Source organism: Bacillus sp. JK74 (assembly GCF_053663395.1).
Genome location: NZ_JBSJQB010000002.1, coordinates 854596 through 873570 on the forward strand (window position 1 = coordinate 854596; position 18975 = coordinate 873570).

22 protein-coding genes are annotated in these 18975 nt (G+C 48.1%); 7 read left to right on the top strand and 15 right to left on the bottom strand.

Annotated features, from left to right (window positions below):
- Nucleotides 1-57: 57 nt before the first annotated feature.
- Nucleotides 58-792 (bottom strand): lipase family protein, encoded by a 735-nt coding sequence (locus tag ACWJJ5_RS08770; protein WP_070081619.1) that lies wholly within the window; start codon nt 790-792, stop codon nt 58-60.
- 260 nt (nt 793-1052) lie between these two features.
- Here ACWJJ5_RS08770 and ACWJJ5_RS08775 point away from each other — a divergent pair, with 260 nt between their 5' ends.
- Complete coding sequence (locus ACWJJ5_RS08775; protein WP_032874447.1) at nt 1053-1238, top strand: YjzD family protein; 186 nt, start codon at nt 1053-1055, stop codon at nt 1236-1238.
- Between the two features lie 36 nt (nt 1239-1274).
- Here the strand turns inward: ACWJJ5_RS08775 and ACWJJ5_RS08780 are convergent, their stop codons facing one another.
- From ACWJJ5_RS08780 to ACWJJ5_RS08825, 10 genes are all read right to left on the bottom strand, one after another.
- Nucleotides 1275-1454: a YjzC family protein gene (locus tag ACWJJ5_RS08780; RefSeq protein WP_003155070.1), complete on the bottom strand. Its 180-nt coding sequence runs from the start codon at nt 1452-1454 to the stop codon at nt 1275-1277.
- A 75-nt stretch (nt 1455-1529) separates the two neighbouring features.
- Nucleotides 1530-2501 carry an ornithine carbamoyltransferase gene (gene argF, locus ACWJJ5_RS08785; protein WP_015388451.1) on the bottom strand — a complete coding sequence of 324 codons (972 nt, stop codon included), beginning with the start codon at nt 2499-2501 and terminating at the stop codon, nt 1530-1532.
- A complete protein-coding gene (locus ACWJJ5_RS08790; protein ID WP_454022351.1) occupies nt 2489-5584 on the bottom strand; it encodes a carbamoyl phosphate synthase large subunit in 3096 nt (1031 codons plus the stop codon). Before ACWJJ5_RS08790 ends, argF begins: the two co-directional genes overlap by 13 nt.
- Complete coding sequence (locus ACWJJ5_RS08795) at nt 5577-6635, bottom strand: carbamoyl phosphate synthase small subunit (protein WP_077722049.1); 1059 nt, start codon at nt 6633-6635, stop codon at nt 5577-5579. The genes ACWJJ5_RS08790 and ACWJJ5_RS08795 overlap by 8 nt, the downstream gene beginning before the upstream one ends.
- A 68-nt stretch (nt 6636-6703) precedes the next feature.
- On the bottom strand, nt 6704-7861 hold the full coding sequence (locus ACWJJ5_RS08800) for an acetylornithine transaminase (protein ID WP_070081616.1): 1158 nt from the start codon (nt 7859-7861) through the stop codon (nt 6704-6706).
- Nucleotides 7858-8634: an acetylglutamate kinase gene (argB, locus tag ACWJJ5_RS08805; protein WP_454022352.1), complete on the bottom strand. Its 777-nt coding sequence runs from the start codon at nt 8632-8634 to the stop codon at nt 7858-7860. The genes ACWJJ5_RS08800 and argB overlap by 4 nt, the downstream gene beginning before the upstream one ends.
- A gap of 14 nt (nt 8635-8648) precedes the next feature.
- The gene (gene argJ / locus ACWJJ5_RS08810) at nt 8649-9866 is read right to left on the bottom strand and encodes a bifunctional ornithine acetyltransferase/N-acetylglutamate synthase (protein ID WP_416406233.1); all 1218 of its coding nucleotides are present in this window, start codon (nt 9864-9866) and stop codon (nt 8649-8651) included.
- A gap of 22 nt (nt 9867-9888) precedes the next feature.
- Nucleotides 9889-10926, bottom strand: coding sequence for an N-acetyl-gamma-glutamyl-phosphate reductase (gene argC / locus ACWJJ5_RS08815; protein ID WP_146276493.1), 1038 nt, complete (start codon nt 10924-10926; stop codon nt 9889-9891).
- Nucleotides 10927-11092: 166 nt separating this feature from the next.
- Nucleotides 11093-11635 carry an MFS transporter gene (locus ACWJJ5_RS08820; RefSeq protein ID WP_003155082.1) on the bottom strand — a complete coding sequence of 181 codons (543 nt, stop codon included), beginning with the start codon at nt 11633-11635 and terminating at the stop codon, nt 11093-11095.
- A complete protein-coding gene (locus ACWJJ5_RS08825; protein WP_070081613.1) occupies nt 11632-13068 on the bottom strand; it encodes an FAD-binding oxidoreductase in 1437 nt (478 codons plus the stop codon). Before ACWJJ5_RS08825 ends, ACWJJ5_RS08820 begins: the two co-directional genes overlap by 4 nt.
- 343 nt (nt 13069-13411) lie before the next feature.
- Here ACWJJ5_RS08825 and fosM point away from each other — a divergent pair, with 343 nt between their 5' ends.
- A complete protein-coding gene (gene fosM / locus ACWJJ5_RS08830; RefSeq protein WP_003155086.1) occupies nt 13412-13834 on the top strand; it encodes a FosM family fosfomycin resistance protein in 423 nt (140 codons plus the stop codon).
- A 107-nt stretch (nt 13835-13941) separates the two neighbouring features.
- On the opposite strand, the gene ACWJJ5_RS08835 is transcribed toward fosM, so the two are convergent.
- The gene (locus tag ACWJJ5_RS08835; protein WP_003155088.1) at nt 13942-14250 is read right to left on the bottom strand and encodes a metal-sulfur cluster assembly factor; all 309 of its coding nucleotides are present in this window, start codon (nt 14248-14250) and stop codon (nt 13942-13944) included.
- A gap of 62 nt (nt 14251-14312) precedes the next feature.
- Nucleotides 14313-15080, bottom strand: a complete 768-nt coding sequence (locus ACWJJ5_RS08840) for a prolyl oligopeptidase family serine peptidase (RefSeq protein ID WP_077722046.1) — start codon at nt 15078-15080, stop codon at nt 14313-14315.
- 120 nt (nt 15081-15200) lie between these two features.
- Between ACWJJ5_RS08840 and ACWJJ5_RS08845 the strand changes: the two genes are divergently transcribed.
- The 3 genes from ACWJJ5_RS08845 (at nt 15201) to ACWJJ5_RS08855 (ending at nt 16445) form a co-directional block, all read left to right on the top strand.
- Entirely contained in the window at nt 15201-16013 is an 813-nt protein-coding gene (locus ACWJJ5_RS08845) for a Cof-type HAD-IIB family hydrolase (protein WP_077722045.1), read from the top strand.
- Between the two features lie 85 nt (nt 16014-16098).
- Nucleotides 16099-16248, top strand: coding sequence for a hypothetical protein (locus ACWJJ5_RS08850; RefSeq protein WP_003155094.1), 150 nt, complete (start codon nt 16099-16101; stop codon nt 16246-16248).
- The gene (locus tag ACWJJ5_RS08855; RefSeq protein WP_003155097.1) at nt 16248-16445 is read left to right on the top strand and encodes a DUF3813 domain-containing protein; all 198 of its coding nucleotides are present in this window, start codon (nt 16248-16250) and stop codon (nt 16443-16445) included. Before ACWJJ5_RS08850 ends, ACWJJ5_RS08855 begins: the two co-directional genes overlap by 1 nt.
- A gap of 37 nt (nt 16446-16482) precedes the next feature.
- Here ACWJJ5_RS08855 and ACWJJ5_RS08860 read toward each other — a convergent pair whose 3' ends face one another.
- A complete protein-coding gene (locus tag ACWJJ5_RS08860; protein ID WP_003155099.1) occupies nt 16483-16944 on the bottom strand; it encodes a BsuPI-related putative proteinase inhibitor in 462 nt (153 codons plus the stop codon).
- A 14-nt stretch (nt 16945-16958) separates the two neighbouring features.
- Entirely contained in the window at nt 16959-17801 is an 843-nt protein-coding gene (locus ACWJJ5_RS08865; protein ID WP_003155101.1) for a YitT family protein, read from the bottom strand.
- 124 nt (nt 17802-17925) lie between these two features.
- On the opposite strand from ACWJJ5_RS08865, the gene ACWJJ5_RS08870 reads away from it, so the two are divergent.
- Both ACWJJ5_RS08870 and ACWJJ5_RS08875 read left to right on the top strand, forming a co-directional pair.
- The gene (locus ACWJJ5_RS08870; protein ID WP_173612773.1) at nt 17926-18777 is read left to right on the top strand and encodes a DegV family protein; all 852 of its coding nucleotides are present in this window, start codon (nt 17926-17928) and stop codon (nt 18775-18777) included.
- 48 nt (nt 18778-18825) lie between these two features.
- Nucleotides 18826-18948: a hypothetical protein gene (locus tag ACWJJ5_RS08875; protein ID WP_003155105.1), complete on the top strand. Its 123-nt coding sequence runs from the start codon at nt 18826-18828 to the stop codon at nt 18946-18948.
- Nucleotides 18949-18975: the final 27 nt, after the last annotated feature.

Here is an 18975-nt window from a genome sequence, read left to right on the forward strand (position 1 = left end):
CATTCACACACAAGCCAAACAGCCCTCTGAAAAGAGATGGCTGTTGTATTCTATTCATTACAGGTCTTTTTCATGACTGCGGAAAAACCGGCAGATGGCTCTGTAAATACGTGCAGGGTTCTCAAGCAGGTGATACGTGATATCAGTCTTGCTTCCGGTCTTTTCCCGGGCTTCTTTATACGCGTTCGCATGCAGGGTGTACGGGTACGGCGCTCCGGTCGTTCTTTGCCATATATGTACCGGCACGCGGGTGCGGCAGCCGGTAATGGTCTGATAGCTCAGTGAGCTTGCCTCTTTTTCAGAAACACCGAAGCTTTGTGCCGTTTCCCTCAGAAACTGCTTATAAAAAAACTTATTTTCTTTCTCTGATTCAAAATGGGCTTGAAGATCAAGACAAGGATCTAACATTGCGGCTGAACGGATATGCTCCGGTGAAGACTGCAGCAATTGATCGGCGATGAGGGCGCCCATGCCTTCTGCGAGCAAATGTATTTTCGGATTGAGGGTTTCTTGTTTCAGCACATAATGAATCAGCTGTCTGGCGTAAAGGGCGGCTTTTTCCGAACCCCAATGCCGTCCGTATAAATTGCTGTTGAAAATGGTGTACCCTCTGTCAAGCAGCGTATTTAACAGCCGGTTTCTCCCTTCATGTTCGAGCCAAAAGCTTGAGTCCCGGCTGACAAAGTGGGTTCTGTCCCCCAGAATAAAGACACAGAAGCCGTTCGGCCGATACGGCAGATGGATGACGTTCAGCTCAGATCCGAATTGGAAAAATCTTTCCGTTATCCCCATGCCTGCCCGCCTCCTTTTACTCCTAATCTCTCTATTGGCTATCATATGTAAGAAGAATGAAAACGGATCGGATAAACTCCTATTTGCTGCTATGTTTTGGCTATTATCCCAAGCACGGGAACCGAATTTTCCGTCAGACGGCCGGACAGGCGGGCACATGTCAGTTTCAGGCGCGCTTTTTGATGAGAAAATGACCTTCCGCCCGCGCTTTATGTATGGTATGATACAACGTAGAATAAAATGAAGGACGAGGTGGAAACGTGCGGTTAGTTATCGGTTTTATTTGGACGTTCCTTTTAACACATATGGCCTGTTATTTGATCGCCTCCATGAACAGCGCGGCGTACAATTTCAAGCAATCATCCGTTATTGCCGTGGTTATTGCGGTGCTAGTCTTTGTTCTTGCGGAGATCATGCCTGTCAAACAGGATGCAAACCAGCATTAAATAAAAAAACCTGCTATTCAGCAGGTTTTTTTGTGTTCACGGTTTTCGTTGGTACGTCCACAATCTGTTGTGGTTTGAAGTTTCAGGGAACATTTCTCCCACCGTAAGCTTGATTTTTTGCGGGTTTTTGACCATGCTTCCCGTTTCGCCGATTTCAACGTACACACCGTTATTCGGCGCTTTTTGTCCCGGTCGGAATTGATGCTGCTGTCCCACGTCATTTCCTCCTTTTTCTTTTTTATGTAGTATGCGCTTGTATGCGGAGAAATATCAAAAACCGCTGAATGAGATTCAGCGGTTTTTTTGTTCATCCTGTTTGTAAAGAAGAGCTTTCAGGAGCGCTTTTTGCGCGTGAAGCCGATTTTCCGCCTGCTGGAATACCGCAGAGTTCGGACCGTCGATAATCTCGGACGTGACCTCTTCTTCCCGATGCGCCGGCAGGCAATGCAAAAATGTATAGTCGGGTTTGGCGAGACTAACGAGTGAGGCATTGACTTGATACGGTGCAAACACATTCAGCCGCTGCTGCGTCTCTTCCTCCTGCCCCATGCTCGTGAAGACGTCAGAGTAAATCACGTCTGCATCCCGCACCGCTTCCTGCGGATTTTCGGTAAGGGTGATTTTCGCTCCGGAAACAGCCGCTGCTTCTTTCGCGGCATTCACCGCCTCTTCCTCTGCTTCATAGCCTTTCGGCGAAGCAACCGCAATGTCACAGCCCATTTTTGCGCAGCCGATCATAAGTGAATGCGCGACATTATTTCCGTCACCGATATAGGCGACTTTTACTCCTTTTAATTTTCCTTTTATTTCTTGTATTGTTAACAGATCCGCGAGTGCCTGACACGGGTGATACCGGTCGGTCAGCCCGTTTATGACGGGAATATCAGCATGCTCGGCAAGCTCTTCGACTTTTTCATGCTCAAAGGTGCGGATCATAATGGCATCAACGAAGCCGGACAGCACCTTCGCCGTATCCGCGACCGTCTCCCCCCGCCCAAGCTGCAGGTCGCTGCTTGAAAGAAATAGTCCCGTTCCCCCGAGCTGGGCCATTCCCGCTTCAAAAGACACACGTGTGCGGGTTGAAGATTTTTCAAAAATCATCGCCAATGTTTTCCCTTGGAAAATCGGCTGTATCGGATGTTGTTTTAATAATGAAGCTTCTGTCAGAAGCGCATTGATGTCTGACGGGCTGACATCTTTTAATGAAAGAAAATCTTTGCCGTACAAATGGGTTAATGTGTGTTCCGCTTTTATTGTGTGCATGATGCCACTTCCTTTTGATAAAGATCTTTGAGCGATACAGGCTGAGGTTTGCCGGAGCCGCTTGCTAAAAATGCCTTTACGGTTTCCGGTTCAGTAAAGACCGTCACACCGTGCGTCATGGCTTCGATCCGTTGTTTACGCGCTTCTTCAGAGTGATTGAAATTAATATGGACCGCTTTATCCTTTCGCTCTGCCCATGCCGGGAACGCATCTTTGCATACGGTAAATCCCGCCTCTTGAGCCTGACGTTCCAATTCCGCATCACAGCCTTCCAGATAGATGCTGCCTTTTTTCTCCCAGACGTGCGCGTAGATTTTTTTCAGGGCGCTTTCTGCGTCAAACGCGACACACATGCCTTCTCCGGTCGACTTCATTTCCGGCCCGGGCTTTACGTCCACATCCTGAATGGCGTGAGAAGAAAAAACCGGGAATTTCACTGCCGTTCCGTGCTGATTTTGAACCTCGGGCTTGATGTCTTTAAGGGAAGCGCCGGCCAGCAATCTGGCGGCAAGCGGGATCATCAGCACCCCCATCACCTTAGACACGACAGGAACCGTGCGGCTTGCCCGGGGATTCACTTCAAGAACGAGAATATCCCCTTTGTCATCAATGACAAACTGAATGTTCATAATGCCTTTAAAAGCCAGTTTTACCGCGATTTTTTCGGCGGCCTCTTTTATATTCCGCTGCATATCAGGTGTGACAGACGGACCCGGAAGAATCGCAAAACTGTCGCCCGAATGGACGCCGGCCCGTTCAATGTGCTCTGTGTAAGTCGGCACGAATACTTCATGTCCGTCGGAAATCAGATCGATCTCCAATTCTTTTCCTGTAATGTACTGATCGATCAAAATCGGGTACGGCATGCCCGCTTCTTTTCCCAGCAGTTCTGACATTTGCGCTTCTGAATGAACGATGATCATGCCCATCCCCCCGATGACATAAGACGGACGGATCAGCACGGGGTAGCCGATTCGGCTTGCTTTTTCCGTTGCTTCTTCTTTTGAATAAGCCGTTTCGCCTTTGGCATGTTTGAGGTCAAGATCGTCAAGCAGCTGATAAAACAGATCCCGATCCTCCAGTGCATCAAGGGTTTCAAAGGATGTTCCGAGCAGCGGAATGCCCGCTTTTTCCAGCGGTTCAGCGGCATTGATCGCGGTCTGTCCCCCAAACTGGACGATGGCAAAATCAATGTTTTCATGTTCCGCCACGTTTAAAATATGTTCTGTCGTCAGCGGTTCAAAATAAAGCCGGTCGGCGATTTCATAATCCGTGCTTACTGTTTCCGGATTGTTATTGATCATAATCGTTTCATATCCCAGCTTTTGCAGGGTCAGAACGCCGTGGACGGCGCTGTAATCAAATTCCACTCCCTGACCGATGCGGATCGGGCCTGAGCCGATGATGAGAGCGCGTTTTTTCTCTTTTCGGCTGACATCTCCGTCGCTTCCCCCAAGGTAGGTGGAGTAGAAATAATTCGTCTTGGCATCAAATTCAGCGGCGCATGTATCTACGATTTTAAACGACGGGACGATGCCTGATTTCTTTCTGAGAGCACGGATGTCTTCTTCCGTTTTTCCCGTGAGAGATGCGATCATGACATCCGTGAAGCCTTTTACCTTCGCCTGCTTTAAAAGCGGGACAGACAGATGATCCCCTTCTTCCATCAGCTTGTTTTCTAATGTGATGATATTTCGGAATACATGGAGAAAAAACGGGTCAATTTTCGTTTTGGCATGGATATCTTCTATCGTTTCACCGCGGCTTAACAGTTCCATGACGACGAAAAATCTCCGGTCATCCGGCGTTACCGCTAATTCCCACAGCTGATTGATCGTACAGCCGCCGAGTTCAGGCAGGCGGGTGCCGATCGTTTTCAGCTCAAGGGAGGCCGCCGCTTTTTGAATGGCCGCTTCCATATTTCTTTCGATCGCCATGACCTCTCCCGTCGCTTTCATCTTCGTTCCGAGCGTGCGGTCGGCATGTTTAAATTTATCAAACGGCCAGCGCGGGAATTTGACGATGACATAATCAAGCGCCGGTTCAAAGCTTGCATAAGTAGAGCCCGTCAGCGGATTTTTCAGTTCGTCGAGCGTATAGCCGACGGCAAGTTTCGCCGCCATTTTGGCAATCGGGTAGCCGGTTGCTTTTGACGCGAGGGCCGATGAACGGCTGACACGCGGGTTCACTTCAATGACATAGTACTGTTTGCTGAACGGATCCAGCGCAAATTGAATGTTGCAGCCGCCGACCACATCCAGCGCCGAAATAATCGCCAGGCTTGCTGAACGCAGCATCTGATATTCTTCATCCGTTAACGTCTGGGACGGTGCGACGACGATAGAGTCTCCTGTATGCACGCCGACGGGATCGATGTTTTCCATATTGCAGACGGTGATGCATGTATGATTGCTGTCGCGCATGACCTCATATTCGATTTCTTTAAATCCGGCGATGCTTTTCTCGACGAGGCATTGGCTGATCGGGCTTGCTAACAGCGCCTGTTTAATAAGCGTCTGAAACGCTTCTTTCGTTTTCGCGATTCCGCCTCCCTTTCCGCCTAACGTGTACGCCGGTCTCAGAATAACCGGAAATCCGATAGACTCAGCGAAGCGGAGGGCGTCTTCTTCGTTATCGACGATTTCGCTTTCCGGAACGGGCTGGTCGAGCTCTTTCATCAGAGCGCGGAACTGCTCCCGGTCTTCGCCTTTTTGAATGGTTTCCACCGATGTTCCTAATAGCTTGACGTGATGCTTCTTCAGCACGCCTGCTTCTTCAAGCTTAACGGCTAAATTCAATGCCGTCTGGCCGCCCAAATTGGCAAGCAGACCGTCGGGTTTTTCTTTTTCAATAATGGCCTCGATGCTGTCGGTTGTGAGCGGTTCAAAATATATTTCATCGGCAAACGCCTCATCCGTCATAATCGTTGCCGGGTTGTTATTGACTAGAATAACGCGGTATCCTTCTTCTTTCAGAGCCATGCAGCCCTGCGTTCCTGAATAATCAAATTCTGCCGCCTGGCCGATGATGATGGGGCCGGAGCCGATGACTAATATGCTGGAAATGGTTGTATCTTTAGGCATGAGCGATTTCTCTCCTTGCTGGTATCACTTTCTCTAGAAATTCATCAAATATCCACTCGCTCTCAGCCGGTCCGGGGTGAGCTTCAGGGTGGAACTGGACGCTTAATACGGGAAGGCGCTTATGAATGAGCCCTTCCACTGATGTGTCATTGACATGATGAAATCTGATGGACAGCTCGTTTTCGTCAATTGACGCTTCATCGACGACATAGCTGTGGTTCTGGCTTGTCATAAACACCCGTTTCGTTTTCCGGTCAATGACCGGATGGTTGGCACCCCTGTGGCCGAACGGCAGCTTATACGTATTTCCTCCGAAAGCCAGGGCAATCAGCTGATGCCCGAGGCAAATGCCGAGTGCAGGGAAATCACTGAGTAAAGATGTAATCCGGTTCATGTACGGCGCAATCGCTTTCGGGTCGCCCGGGCCGTTTGAGAGCACGATTCCGTCAGGCTGAATGTCATAAACGGCGTCCATCTGCTGATACGGAATGACCGTTACTTTACAGCCGCGCTTTACAAGTGACGAGGCGATTGATTTTTTATAACCGAAATCAATCAGCGCAATATGCCGGTCTCCGTTCCCCATTGAAGTGATGTCTTCAGACTGCGCCAGCTCCGCCGGATTTTGTGTTCCGGATGCTGCGGGAATTTCTCCTGCTGTTGACACGGCAGCGTTCATCGTGCCGCCGGAGCGGATGGCTTTGACGACGGCCCGTGTGTCCACTTCGGTTAAGAGCGGGATGTTCCATTTATTTAAATACTCTCTCAAGCTTGAGACTGCTTCATGGTGAGAAAAATGTTCACACGCTTCATAGACGGCAACAGCCTTGACTTGTGGAATTTTACTTTCAAGGTCTTTTTCATTAATTCCGTAGTTTCCGATCAGCGGATACGTAAAGACGATGATCTGACCCTTATATGACGGGTCTGTAAGCACTTCCTGATAGCCCGTCATTCCGGTGAAAAAAACAGCTTCGCCAACACAGCGGGCCTCTTTTTCAAGTTCACCGCCGAATGATGTTCCGTCTTCCAATACTAAATAGCCTTTCATCTAAAGCCCACCTCTTGATGAATAATTAATTAAAAATATGAATTTTTATACCTTTATATCGAAAAAAATTACCGTTTCACTGCCGAATGCGCTTCGATCGCTGCTTTCAGCATACTGACGGCCGACAGCATTTCTTCTTCAGAAACCGTAAGCGGCGGGAGCAGCCTGATGACATTCGGTCCGGCCGGAAGCACGAGAAGCCCGCGTTCCTGCAGATCTCCGATGATGCCGGACACGGGACCTGCGCATTCAATGCCGATTAATAACCCTTTTCCGCGGATTTCTTTTACAAAAGGCCCTGTCAGTTCACGGTTCAGCTGCGCTTTTAAAAAAGAGCCTTTGTCTGCCGCCGCCTGGAGAAAGTCCGGCTGAAACACAATGTCCAAAGTTGCTTTCACAGCTGCCATGGCGAGCTTATTGCCGCCGAAAGTCGTACCATGCGTACCCGGCGTAAAGGCGTCGCCAAGCTTCTTTTTGCCGATCACGGCTCCGACGGGAAAACCGTTTCCAAGCCCTTTCGCAGCAGTGATAATGTCCGGGGAAATGCCGAAATGCTCATAGCCGAATGCCTTGCCCGTCCGGCCGATTCCGGTTTGAATCTCGTCTGCGATAAGCAGCGCCTGTTTGTCTTTGCAAAATGTCTGTAAGGCTTCGATGAATTCCCGATCGGCGGGATTGACTCCCCCTTCTCCCTGCACCGTCTCAAGCATGACGGCGGCGATATCATCCTCTTTTGAAAGCGTGCTGAATGCCGACGGATCATTGAACGGAAGATAGTGAAAGCCTTGAAGCATCGGTCCGAAACCGGTCTTGATTTTGTCTTGTCCGGTGGCGGCCATCCCCGCATAGGTCCGTCCGTGAAAGGATTGATGGAATGTTACGATTTTTGTCTTTCCCGTTGCTTTGCGGGCAAGCTTAATGGCGCCTTCATTCGCTTCGGCTCCGCTGTTGCAGAAGAAAACGAGATCCCCCTCGCTATGTCCGGCAAGCTTTGCCGCGGCTTTTTCCTGAAGATCATTTTCAAACAGATTGGAAACGTGCCATACGCTGTCAAGCTGTTCTTTCACCGCTTCTGTCACCGCATCATGACAATGGCCGAGATTGGAAACGGCGATGCCCTGAATAAAATCGAGATACGTTTTTCCGTTTTCATCCTCTGCGATTGTCCCTTTCGCTTTTTTAATATCGATAGGCCAGCGGCTGTAGGTTTGAAATAGGCTGCTCATGACACGCTCTCCTTTTCTTTGACGATTTTTGTTCCTCGGAAGGCTTGATTGGTGAAAAACGCTCCTTTTCCGTTTACGATCATCACTTCCTCGACATCTTCACTCAGTGCCGATAATGCCGAGTTTACCTTCGGAATCATCCCCCCTGAAATCACGCCGTCATCGATGAGAGCCTGAATTTCTTGCGGCGACAAAGTATCCAGCCTGTTCTCTCCGTCCATAATTCCTTCGACATCCGTGACAAATAAAAGTTTATCGGCGTGTAAGGCTGAAGCGACGGCCGATGCTGCGGCGTCTGCATTGACGTTCAGCGTTTCGAAATCACTTGTCATGGAAAGCGGAGCAATAACGGGGATGATGCCTTCTTTCATTAATGCGTGGATGATTGACGGATCGGTTTTTTGTATTTCGCCAACTTCTCCATATTTGTCTTGGTTAAGGTAAGATGCTTGAAGGAGACCGCCGTCCTTTCCTGATATTCCCGCGGCTTTCAGCCCGTTTTTCGCGAGTTCGGTTACGAAAAATTTATTGATCGTCCCTGACAAGACCATTTCCGCTGTTTCCAGCACCGGTTTGGTCGTTTTCCGCTGTCCATCGACAAATTCCGTTTCAATCTGCAATGTTTTCAGCATTCTTGAAATGTCCGGGCCTCCTCCATGCACGACGGCAAGGTTCCAGCCCGATTGCATAAGCTCTTTTACATTTTGAAAAAAATCGGCGGATAACTCGCGGATTACACTGCCGCCGCACTTAAAAACGATGGTTTTCTTCATGCCGCTCCCCTTTGTTATGTGCGATAGCTCGCATTGATTTTGATATAATCATAGGTTAAGTCACAGCCCCATGCCCGGCCGCTGCCGGAGCCTTCCTGCAGGCGGACTGCAATCGTAATTTCATCACCTGATAAGTACTCCTTGGCATCAGTTTCCGAAAATGGCTGAGGTTCGTTGTTTTTAAACAGACACTGACCGCCGAGGAAAACTTCCACTTGTTCGGCCGTTACGCTTGCCGCACTGTGCCCGATTGCGCCGATGATGCGCCCCCAATTGGCGTCTGTGCCGTAAACGGCGGTCTTCACAAGGCTTGAGCCGACGATTTTTTTTGCGATAATATTCGCCTCAAGGTTATTTTTCGCGCCTTCGACTCTGGCTTCAATTAATTTCGTCGCTCCTTCACCGTCTCTGGCAATATCTTTGGCAAGGTCTTCGCATACAAGCTTTAATCCCTTTTTAAAAGCCGGCCAGTCAGGGTGATCCTCCGCCAGGCAATCATTCCCCGCGCAGCCGTTCGCCATCACAAGCACCATGTCATTCGTCGATGTTTCACCGTCAACGGTGATTTGGTTAAATGAAACATCCGTAATCTCTCTGAGCGCGTTTTTGAGCGCCTGTTCTTCCACGGCCGCGTCCGTTGTGACAAAGCCGAGCATTGTCGCCATGTTGGGGTGGATCATGCCGGAGCCTTTCGCCGCTCCGCCGATCGTGATGATGTCTCCGCCGATCACCAGTTCATAACACGTCTGTTTCGTCACTGTATCCGTCGTCAAAATGGCTTCTTCAAATGCTCCGGACACTGACGGCGCTTGACCGAGCTGTTCAATGCCCGCCTGAATTTTTTTCATATCTAAAAGCTCGCCGATCACCCCGGTTGACGAAACCGCAACAAGCTCCGGCTCAATGCCGAGCTGGCTCGCGAAGCCGTCCCGCATTTCATAGGCGTCCTTTAATCCTTGGTCTCCCGTACAGGCGTTGGCAATCGCGCTGTTGACAATAACCGCCTGAAGCACGGCCTCTTTTTTTAAGCTCTCTTGCGTCACTTTCAAGGGCGCTGCCTGAAAATGGCTCTGCGTATATACCGCCGCACTGACTGCAGGCGCTTCGCTGATAATCGCTCCGAGATCTTTTTTTGAATAGCGCAGACCGCAGTGCACGCCCTTTGCCTCAAACCCTTTCGGCGAAGATACGCCGCCTTTTACTTTCGTGATTTCCTCACTCAGCTGAATCATATTTTCGAATCCCTCTTTCGTTCTATGGATAGACTGGCGTCATCGTAAGTCCCGTTTCTTCCTGCCAGCCATTCATGATATTTAAATTTTGAACCGCCTGCCCTGCGGCGCCTTTCATCAGATTATCTATGACAGAAACGATGGTGGCACGGTTTGTTCTCTCATCCACGGTGACACTGATATCACAAAAATTGCTGCCGTATACCTCTTTCGTCGCCGGAAATTCACCTTCCGGCCTGATTCTGACAAAATATGAATCTTTGTAGAATTCGGAATACAATTCTCTTACCTGTGCAGCAGACATACCCGGAGGGGCGTCGGTATACATCGTCGCCATAATGCCCCTTGTCATCGGCGCCAAATGAGCGGAAAACGTGATCGGACCTGTGCCGGGCTGCCATGCCGCCAATTGCTGTTCAATTTCCGGAGTATGCTGATGCTCATTAACCTTATAAATTTTGAAATTATCATTCAGCTCAGAATAATGAGTGCCCATGGATGCTTTTCGGCCGGCACCGGATACGCCTGTTTTCGCATCAACAATCAGAAATGAATCTTGTAAAAGCTTATTTTTCGCCAGCGGGGCGAGCCCGAGCAGCACAGCCGTCGGAAAACATCCCGGATTGGCAATCAGCTTAGCAGTCTGAATCTCTTCTTTTTGCAGTTCGGCTAAACCGTAAACCGCGCTTTGAAGCGTTCCTTTCGGCGCGGCCTTCCGCTTATACCACTTTTCATACACGGCCGGGTTTTGAATCCGCAGATCACCGGATAGATCAATGACCGGGATGCCCGCCTCCGCCAGCTTGGGCGACCACTCTCCGGAAACGCCGGGCGGCGCGGCTATAAACATGACATCAATTTCGTTTCGAATCGTTTCTATATGAAGCGGCTGAAGTGATTGTGACGCTATATTCCTCAAATGCGGATATGAAGCGGCATATTCTTTTCCTTCGTCGCTCGATGAATATAATATACAATCTTCTGCATAAGGGTGATGGTTAAGAATCCTGACAAGTTCGGCGCCTCCATAACCAGTTGCGCCTATAATACCTATTTTCAACGGGTTCACCTTCTTGGTTTTTGTGAAATTATTTAACATTATAACATGAATAAAAATTAATTCAATTGTATATTTAATATTTTTTCATTCATTTTCCATCTGTTTTCACTGACAAAAAACCCCCTCTCGATCGAGGGGGGTTCATAAGAAAAACAGGCTGATCGGATCAGCCTGTTTTTTTCAGCATCATCAGCCCGCTTATAAAAAACAGCACGGAGCTGGCGTAAAAAATAATATAAACCGTAAAGAAATCAGCGAGAAACCCGCCGAGAATAATGGCGGCAGCGGAAAATACGGCCGTCCAGAAATGATAGCTGCCGACTTTTTTCCCCCGCTCCCCGCCGTCGGTGTAATCGGCGATCATGATTTTCTCGCCGTGTTTTTGCATGGCGCCGAACAGACCTAAAAGCACCTGCACAACATAAACCTGGTGCACGCCGGTAATATGCGGGAGCGTCAGAAGAAGCACCGCCATGCCCCACGAATTCGCCATCAGGAACCAGCGGGGGTCCAGTCTCGCCGACAGCCGGCCGAGCAGCGGATGAATCAATGCGCCGCTCAGGCCGAACAAGCCGTATGATAGACCGAATTGCGTGTAGCTGGAACCGATGTTTTTAATAAATAAAATATAAAACGGAAAGATCAGGCTGCCGGCAAAAAAGACACTGCTCTGAGACAGGATCAGCCATTTTAAATGGTTGTGTTTCATGATTTGTACCTCTGATAAAAATAATTCATAAACAAGTCATCCGGGTCATATTTGTGTTTTTTCTGAAAGAACATATCGCTTTTCGGATATGCCTCGCGCATCTGCTCTTTCGTTTGATACAGCATATACGGCAGATAATAACTGCCGCGGTGGCGCAATGCCGTATCCGTCATTTTTCTGACGATCCGCGCCGTACTCGCCTGGCTGTCTTTTGAAAACCCTTCATTGATTAAAAGAACGAGTGAAAACATGTCTTCCTTTGCGTATGACAGATCGGCTTTTTCATTTTTTTGCACGTAGCGGATCGTAATATTTACGAGATTGAGATCTTCATGTGACAGCGTCTTGCGTAAATCATGAATGTACGGCGCAAATTCGCCGACGGGCACGAAGTATTCTTGAAGCACGTCGGTGTTGTCCGTGTTTTCATATTCCAAAAACTTCGATTCTGACCGCATGACATTGTTCCTGGAGACTTTCACGCCGTTTTGGCTGAGAAAATAAGACTGCTGGGTGGACCAGAACCAATTTCTTCCCCAGTCATACCGGCGGGAGAGGCCGAGCGCGAATTTCGTCAGCGCCGGATGCTCGTCTTCTTTCAGTTCATTGTGCCGCTTTAATTCTTTCTGGTTGTCTGAGAGTGTGTAATCAGTCACATACATATCGTGCAAAAAGCCTTTATCCCCTGTTGCGATCCGCGCGAGATGCATGCGCACGGCGGGGTTGCGCTGAACATGCTGCGTAAAATATTGACTGTATGTATCAGCGTTCATGCGTTTCGTTTTCATTTCATAAAGCTCATCATCCGTCAGCTCAATATCCGCGTCAAGGATGACGCCGAACAGGCCGTAGCCGCCGATGACGGCTGAAAACAGGTCATCTTTCGGAGTAACGGTGATGACTTTGCCGTCCGCCTTTAAAAGATGAAACGATTTGACCGTATCAATCAGCGAACCGTACCGGATATCCCGGCCGTGGGCGTTGGCGCTCAGTGAGCCCCCGATCGTAAAAATGTTTTGCGATTGCATGACTTTTACCGCGAGCCCGTACGGATTGACATAGCGCTGAATATCATTCCACGTCGCTCCCGCCTGCACTCTGATGATTTTTTTCTTTCGGTCGAGACCGAGTATTTTGTTGTAGCCCGTCATGTCGAGAACGATACCGTCTTCATAATACGTCTGGCCGCCCATTGAGTGCTGGGCGCCTGCGATTGAGATCTTCAAATGCTTTCTCTTTGCTTCCTTAATCGTTTCGACCAATGTTTCTTTCTCTTTTCCTTTGACCGTCTGCTTAATTTTCACGGGCATGAGACGGCTGACATCCGTCATTGTCCCTGCCTGCCGCTCCGGCTCTTTGTGAAAGGCGGAAACAGCGAACAGCGCCATATAAACAAGAATGCTAAGGATAATGAGAAGTAATTTTTTCTTCATGGGTTCCTCCCTCGCATGCAGCCGGTCTATTATATCATGCCTCACGTCCGTTTTTTTCCTTTTTAACCCGATACCGCAAAAACCCCCGAATGGCGGGAAACTCGGGTTTTTTAGTGACTCGCCCTTCTTTCCGCACGCCGGTCTGCAGCGACAAAGCAGACAAAACGGCGCCCGGCAGAATCATGTTTAGTACAGTTCGAAACGGTCATCCGGAAAACACCGGGCATAAAAAATACACAGAAATCCCTAAAAATGATTTTTTAGTCAGTATATAATCGATATATATGCAGATGTATTACCAAAGGGATTGTTTAAAACAAAGATGTTAAATGAGGTGGGGGAAATGAACATAAAAGGGATCAATCATCTTCTTTTTTCTGTTTCAGATTTGGAAAAATCTATAGAATTTTATGAGAAAGTATTTCATGCACAACTCCTGGTTAAAGGACAAAAGACAGCATATTTTGATCTGAACGGGCTTTGGCTTGCACTTAACTTAGAGGCGGATATACCAAGAAATGAAATACATAAATCCTATACGCATACGGCCTTTACAATTGACCCAAAAGATTTTGATGCAATACTTCAAAGGTTAAAAAATCTAAATGTAAATATATTAAATGGGCGTCCTAGAGATAAGCAAGATCAAAAGTCAATTTATTTTACTGATCCCGATGGACATAAGTTTGAATTCCACACAGGTACACTCCAGGACAGACTGTCCTATTACAAAAAAGATAAACCTCATATGAAATTTTATATATAAGGGTTCGTTTGCGATCCAAAACAAGCCCTCACTGTCGCTTATATGCAGACAAAAGAAAAGCACCTCGGATTTTAGGATGTACCTAAAATCCGGGGTGCATTTTCTTATTACTGAATCCCTAATGCGATTTTTGCGTAGCGTGACATTTTGTCTCTTGTCCACGGCGGATTCCAGACGATGTGGACTTCCGTCTCTTTTACATCCGGAATGTCGGCGAGCGCTTTTTTCACCTCGTCGACGATGATCGGAGCGAGCGGGCACCCCATTGATGTCAGTGTCATCGTAACGTGCGTGAGGCCGTCGTCATCCATATCAACATCGTATACAAGGCCGAGATTGACGATATCGACGCCGAGCTCAGGGTCAACAACCTGCTCCAAGGCGCCCATGATGTTTTCTTTTAATGCTTCTTCCACGTTCCATCACTCCTTTTTCCTCAGTATAACGTAAAAGCGGGTTTTGTTAACACCTTTGTGCTTTATAAATGCTTATCGAACCAGGCGACGGTTTCTAAAACGGCATATCTCGGGACTTTATGATCAGCCCGTTCGTCTTTCAGAAACTGAAGATGGTCGGGCCGGCTGCTGTAATGAGGTTTAATCGTTTCATAAAAGCCGCGGGTCGGTGCATACGGAACGACTTTGTCTTGAACGCCGTGCCAGAACAGCAGCGGGCGGCTGCGGAGTTTTTCCGGTTCCAGACTGAGATCGAACGGTTTGAGCCGCGCAAACAGTTCATCGACCTGTTCTTTTGTGACGTCAATGTCGATGTCCTGCTTTTGAATATGGTCAATCTGCTGCTGAAAAAATGCCGTATAGTTCGGACTTCCCATCAGACTGACGCCGGCTTTGACCCAATCATACGCAGCCATCGCGCCGAATGTCGTAATTCCGCCCATTGACGTCCCCGCAAGACCGATCCGCCCGTCTTCAATCAGACCGCGCGCTTCAAAATCCTTTTTCAGCACGTCAAGCTCTTCGATTTCATTTAAGACAATGTCCCAAAAATGGACAGCGAGCTCTTCTGCTGACAGCCGTTCAGCGCGTTCACCGTGGTAAAGAGCTTCCGGCAGCACGGCTCTGAAACCCTTTTCAGCAAGCAGGTAAGCGAAATGAAGATTATGCTCCTTCGCGCTTGTAAAACCGTGAATAAAGAAAACAAGGGGAGCGGGACGGTCCCGATTTTCTTCTTTTACAATATGTAAAAACGGAATGCCTGATACGGTTTGATGATCAATAAGAATCACGTTGACTCCCTCCTTAGGATAACCATAATCATAAGTGTAACATGTAGACAATAAAGATGGTAAAAAGCTACACTGTACATAAGAGAAAAACAGCAAATTATATGACAAAAGGAGTTATTTATGGAGACAAAACCTTACCTCATCGCCTTAGATCTGGATGGAACCTTATTAAAAGATGATAAAACCATTTCCCCTGAAACGGCACGGACGATTCAGACGCTGAAAGAAGCGGGCCATCATGTCTGCATCTCAACCGGCCGCCCTTTCCGTTCCAGTTCGATGTATTATGACGAGCTTGAGCTGACAACGCCGATTGTCAATTTTAACGGAGCGTTTGTCCACCACCCGAAAGACGAGTCATGGGGACGATACCACACGTCTTTATCTGTCGATGTGGTCAGACAGCTTGCCGAACTTACAGAGACCTACCAAATACATAATGTGCTCGCTGAGATCATTGATGATGTTTACTTCCATTATCATGATGAGCATTTAATTGAGGCGTTTCATATGAATACGGCGAATGTCACATTCGGCGATCTGCGCGAAACGGTCCAAGAGGATGTGACGTCCGTATTGATTCACGCGAAGGAAGAGGACGTCGCGGACATACGCGCGCATTTATCCGATGTGCACGCCGAGGTCATTGACCACAGAAGATGGGCGGCTCCTTGGCATGTGATTGAAATTATTAAACACGGGATGAATAAAGCGGTCGGCCTGAAGAAAATCAGCGACTATTACCAAGTGCCGAGAGAACGGATCATCGCGTTCGGCGACGAAGACAACGATCTTGAAATGCTTCGATTTGCCGGGTGCGGCGTAGCGATGGGAAACGGCACGGATGAAGTCAAACAGGCCGCCGATCGCGTCACGGGTTCAAATGAAGCGGACGGAATCGCCGATTTTTTAAAATCCTATTTCTCCCTGTGAGGTTTTCCCGCTCATAACACAAAGCCTTCCGCCCATACTAAAACAGACGACTCATCTCGTCTAAATATGGAAGGGGGACATTGCAATGGGTAAACGAAACAAATCAAAACGGTTTATTCAGCAAGGCAAGGACTCTGTCAGTCTTCATGACGCAAGATTTCCATATCGGTCTACATTAGAGGAAGCACAGCATGATGCAGCAAAAGATTCGGCTGAAAGGCAGGTTGACTTTTAATGAGAAACGAACTGTTTTCTCAAGCCAAGTCATTTGTCCAGCAGGCCGTCATGATTGCTAACGGTTTCGAGGACGGCGACCAGGAAAAAGCTGTCTCACGCGCCAAAAATGCCGTGTCTTCCGCGTACGCCAATTCGACGGATGCAGAACGTCAGCAGCTGCACCAATTTCAGGATCAGCTGGAGAAATTGCAATAAAAAAAGGCGCCCCGTTTGAGATGAGGGCGCCGCTTTTTTATTTTACTTCAAATGTTTTTACCGTTTTCAGTCTTTTTCCGATCTGATCGGACTTCCCTAAAAACGTCACCGTCACCGTGTATGTTCCCGGACCGGGCACGTTCTTCCACACATCTGAAAAGTCATACGTTTCATTCGGCATTAAGGTCACGGTCTGAAACGCCTGGGTAAACATTTTGTCTTTTGAATAGCGGTACAGTTCTTTGTGATGTTGGTCATGTACGGTCAGTTCGAATTTCTGCCCTGAGCTGAATGTGAAATCGATCGGGCTTTCGCTTTTGTTTTTTAAAGACATTTGAAATTCGATCTGCTGATCTGTCTGCACAGGATTTACGGCTAATTCCGCTTGCTGTTCATTCATCTCTCCGGATACCTCCTCAGCGGGCTCCTTCTGCCCGGATTGACTGCTGCATCCGATCAATAAAATGACCGGTAATAACAGGCCAAACAGCCACTTCATTCTATCCGCTCCTATCAGTCTTTTCTGAAGAAACCAAAGATCCCCGTCGTTTGCACGATGTTAGTGAAGGCTTTCGGGTCGACTTCTTTTACGATTTTCTCAAGGTCATACAATTCGTACCGCGTGATGACGATGATCATCATTTCTTTCTGTTCGTTTGTGTAAGCGCCTTTTGCCGGCACCGTCGTAATGCCTCGGACCATTTTCCCGTAAATCGCTTCTTTGATTTCATCAGCTTTTTTTGTAACGATCATGGCGGTCAGTTTCATGTGGCGGGTGTGAATGGCGTCAATCACCCTTGTTGTGACATACAGAGCAACAAGGGTATATAATGCTTTCTCCCATCCTTGCAATAATCCTGCCGTCAAAATGATAATCCCGTTCAAAATGAAGAAATATGTGCCGACCGGTTTATCCTTCCATTTGGCCAGCACCATCGACACGATATCAAGACCGCCTGTCGAAGCGCCGAATTTCAGCGTTAAACCGATGCCGATAGCTGAGATGACTCCTCCGAATACGGTATTCAGAAGAATATCGTGTGACAGTCTCATTTCCGGGAGAATCCCCATAAAGACGGACGTCAGCGCTACGCTTAATATGCTGTATACGGTGAATGATCTGCCGACTTTCAGCCACCCTAACACACCGATGGGAATGTTTAAGAGGAACATGAGAACTCCTGTCGAAATATAAAAGGGGGCGTATTGATCAACGACGCTTGACAGCAGCTGGGCGACACCGGTAAAACCGCTGGCATATACATTCGCCGGTATCAGGAATAAATTCAGTCCCGCCGCATACAGAAACGCGCCGATGACGACGATTGCTAATTTTTTTACTTGTTCTAGTACCATGGCTTGCTCCTCCGCTCATTTTCATTATTAGCTTTTCCCTTAAAATAAAGTTTTGAACACTATTTTGCCAAATTTATATGATATAGTTGGCATACTCTCACCAACCGGAAAGAAGGGAATTATGATGACAGTTCACCTTATTGCTGACAGCGCCTCTGACCTGCCGAAATCTTATATTGAAGAAAACCGGATCGGGTTCATTCCGCTGCACGTAACACTTGACGGAAACGAATATGAGGACGCGGTCACCATTCAGGCGGATCATATCTTTCAAGCGATGCGGGACGGGAAAGTTCCGAAAACATCCCAGGCATCACCGGATACGATAAAAAAAGTATTTTTACAATACGCGGAACTGGGAGAACCGGCGATATACATCGCCTTTTCCTCAGGTCTTTCCGGCACCTATCAGACGGCCGTAATGATCGCCAATGAAGTAAAAGAGGAATTTCCCGATTTTGATTTACGGATTGTAGATTCCAATTGCGCTTCACTGGGCTGCGGCCTCGCGGTGATGCACGCGCAAACACTCTGTGTTAACGGGAATACAATACAAGAAATCGAAACGTCTGTAAAGAACTTTTGCGCACGGATGAAACATATATTTACGGTCGATGACGTCGCCTATCTCGCGCGGGGCGGCAGAATTTCAAAAACGTCCGCTTTTGTCGGGGGGCTTTTGAACATCAAACCGATTCTGCATGTGGATGACGGCAGGCTCGTGCCGCTCGAAAAATTGCGCGGACAGAAGAAACTGTTTAAACGGATTATAGAAATGATGAAGGAAGAAGGCGGCGATTGGGCGGATCAAACCGTGGGAATCAGCTATGCAGATAATGAAGAGACGGCGATTGGGATGAAGGAAATGATTGAAGAAGCGTTCCATCCGAAAGAGATCATTCTTCATTCAATCGGCTCTGCGATCGGCGCCCACTCGGGGCCGGGCACGCTCGCGATTTTTTTCCTGAAACCATAATTTTAATGCGGGCGGGCATCCTAACGGACAGAAGGGAGGCTTTGCCGCATGAAAGATGATGACAAAAAACCGTTGGACAATAACGCCGTAAATCAGAAAAAGAACCGGCTTGCCGAAAAAAACCGGCAGGCGGGAAAAAACCAGAATTCCAAAAAACCGGACCATCTGTAAAAGCAAAACAGCCCTCTTGTCTTAGAA

What these genes read in the sequence shown, in the direction of transcription:
- ACWJJ5_RS08770 (WP_070081619.1), bottom strand. Translation starts at nt 792, where the DNA reads ATGGGGATAACGGAAAGATTTTTCCAATTCGGATCTGAGCTGAACGTC.
- argF (WP_015388451.1), bottom strand. Translation starts at nt 2,501, where the DNA reads ATGCACACAATAAAAGCGGAACACACATTAACCCATTTGTACGGCAAA.
- ACWJJ5_RS08790 (WP_454022351.1), bottom strand. Translation starts at nt 5,584, where the DNA reads ATGCCTAAAGATACAACCATTTCCAGCATATTAGTCATCGGCTCCGGC.
- ACWJJ5_RS08795 (WP_077722049.1), bottom strand. Translation starts at nt 6,635, where the DNA reads ATGAAAGGCTATTTAGTATTGGAAGACGGAACATCATTCGGCGGTGAA.
- ACWJJ5_RS08800 (WP_070081616.1), bottom strand. Translation starts at nt 7,861, where the DNA reads ATGAGCAGCCTATTTCAAACCTACAGCCGCTGGCCTATCGATATTAAA.
- argB (WP_454022352.1), bottom strand. Translation starts at nt 8,634, where the DNA reads ATGAAGAAAACCATCGTTTTTAAGTGCGGCGGCAGTGTAATCCGCGAG.
- argJ (WP_416406233.1), bottom strand. Translation starts at nt 9,866, where the DNA reads ATGATTCAGCTGAGTGAGGAAATCACGAAAGTAAAAGGCGGCGTATCT.
- ACWJJ5_RS08820 (WP_003155082.1), bottom strand. Translation starts at nt 11,635, where the DNA reads ATGAAACACAACCATTTAAAATGGCTGATCCTGTCTCAGAGCAGTGTC.
- ACWJJ5_RS08825 (WP_070081613.1), bottom strand. Translation starts at nt 13,068, where the DNA reads ATGAAGAAAAAATTACTTCTCATTATCCTTAGCATTCTTGTTTATATG.
- fosM (WP_003155086.1), top strand. Translation starts at nt 13,412, where the DNA reads ATGAACATAAAAGGGATCAATCATCTTCTTTTTTCTGTTTCAGATTTG.
- ACWJJ5_RS08845 (WP_077722045.1), top strand. Translation starts at nt 15,201, where the DNA reads ATGGAGACAAAACCTTACCTCATCGCCTTAGATCTGGATGGAACCTTA.
- ACWJJ5_RS08850 (WP_003155094.1), top strand. Translation starts at nt 16,099, where the DNA reads ATGGGTAAACGAAACAAATCAAAACGGTTTATTCAGCAAGGCAAGGAC.
- ACWJJ5_RS08855 (WP_003155097.1), top strand. Translation starts at nt 16,248, where the DNA reads ATGAGAAACGAACTGTTTTCTCAAGCCAAGTCATTTGTCCAGCAGGCC.
- ACWJJ5_RS08860 (WP_003155099.1), bottom strand. Translation starts at nt 16,944, where the DNA reads ATGAAGTGGCTGTTTGGCCTGTTATTACCGGTCATTTTATTGATCGGA.
- ACWJJ5_RS08865 (WP_003155101.1), bottom strand. Translation starts at nt 17,801, where the DNA reads ATGGTACTAGAACAAGTAAAAAAATTAGCAATCGTCGTCATCGGCGCG.
- ACWJJ5_RS08870 (WP_173612773.1), top strand. Translation starts at nt 17,926, where the DNA reads ATGACAGTTCACCTTATTGCTGACAGCGCCTCTGACCTGCCGAAATCT.
- ACWJJ5_RS08875 (WP_003155105.1), top strand. Translation starts at nt 18,826, where the DNA reads ATGAAAGATGATGACAAAAAACCGTTGGACAATAACGCCGTAAATCAG.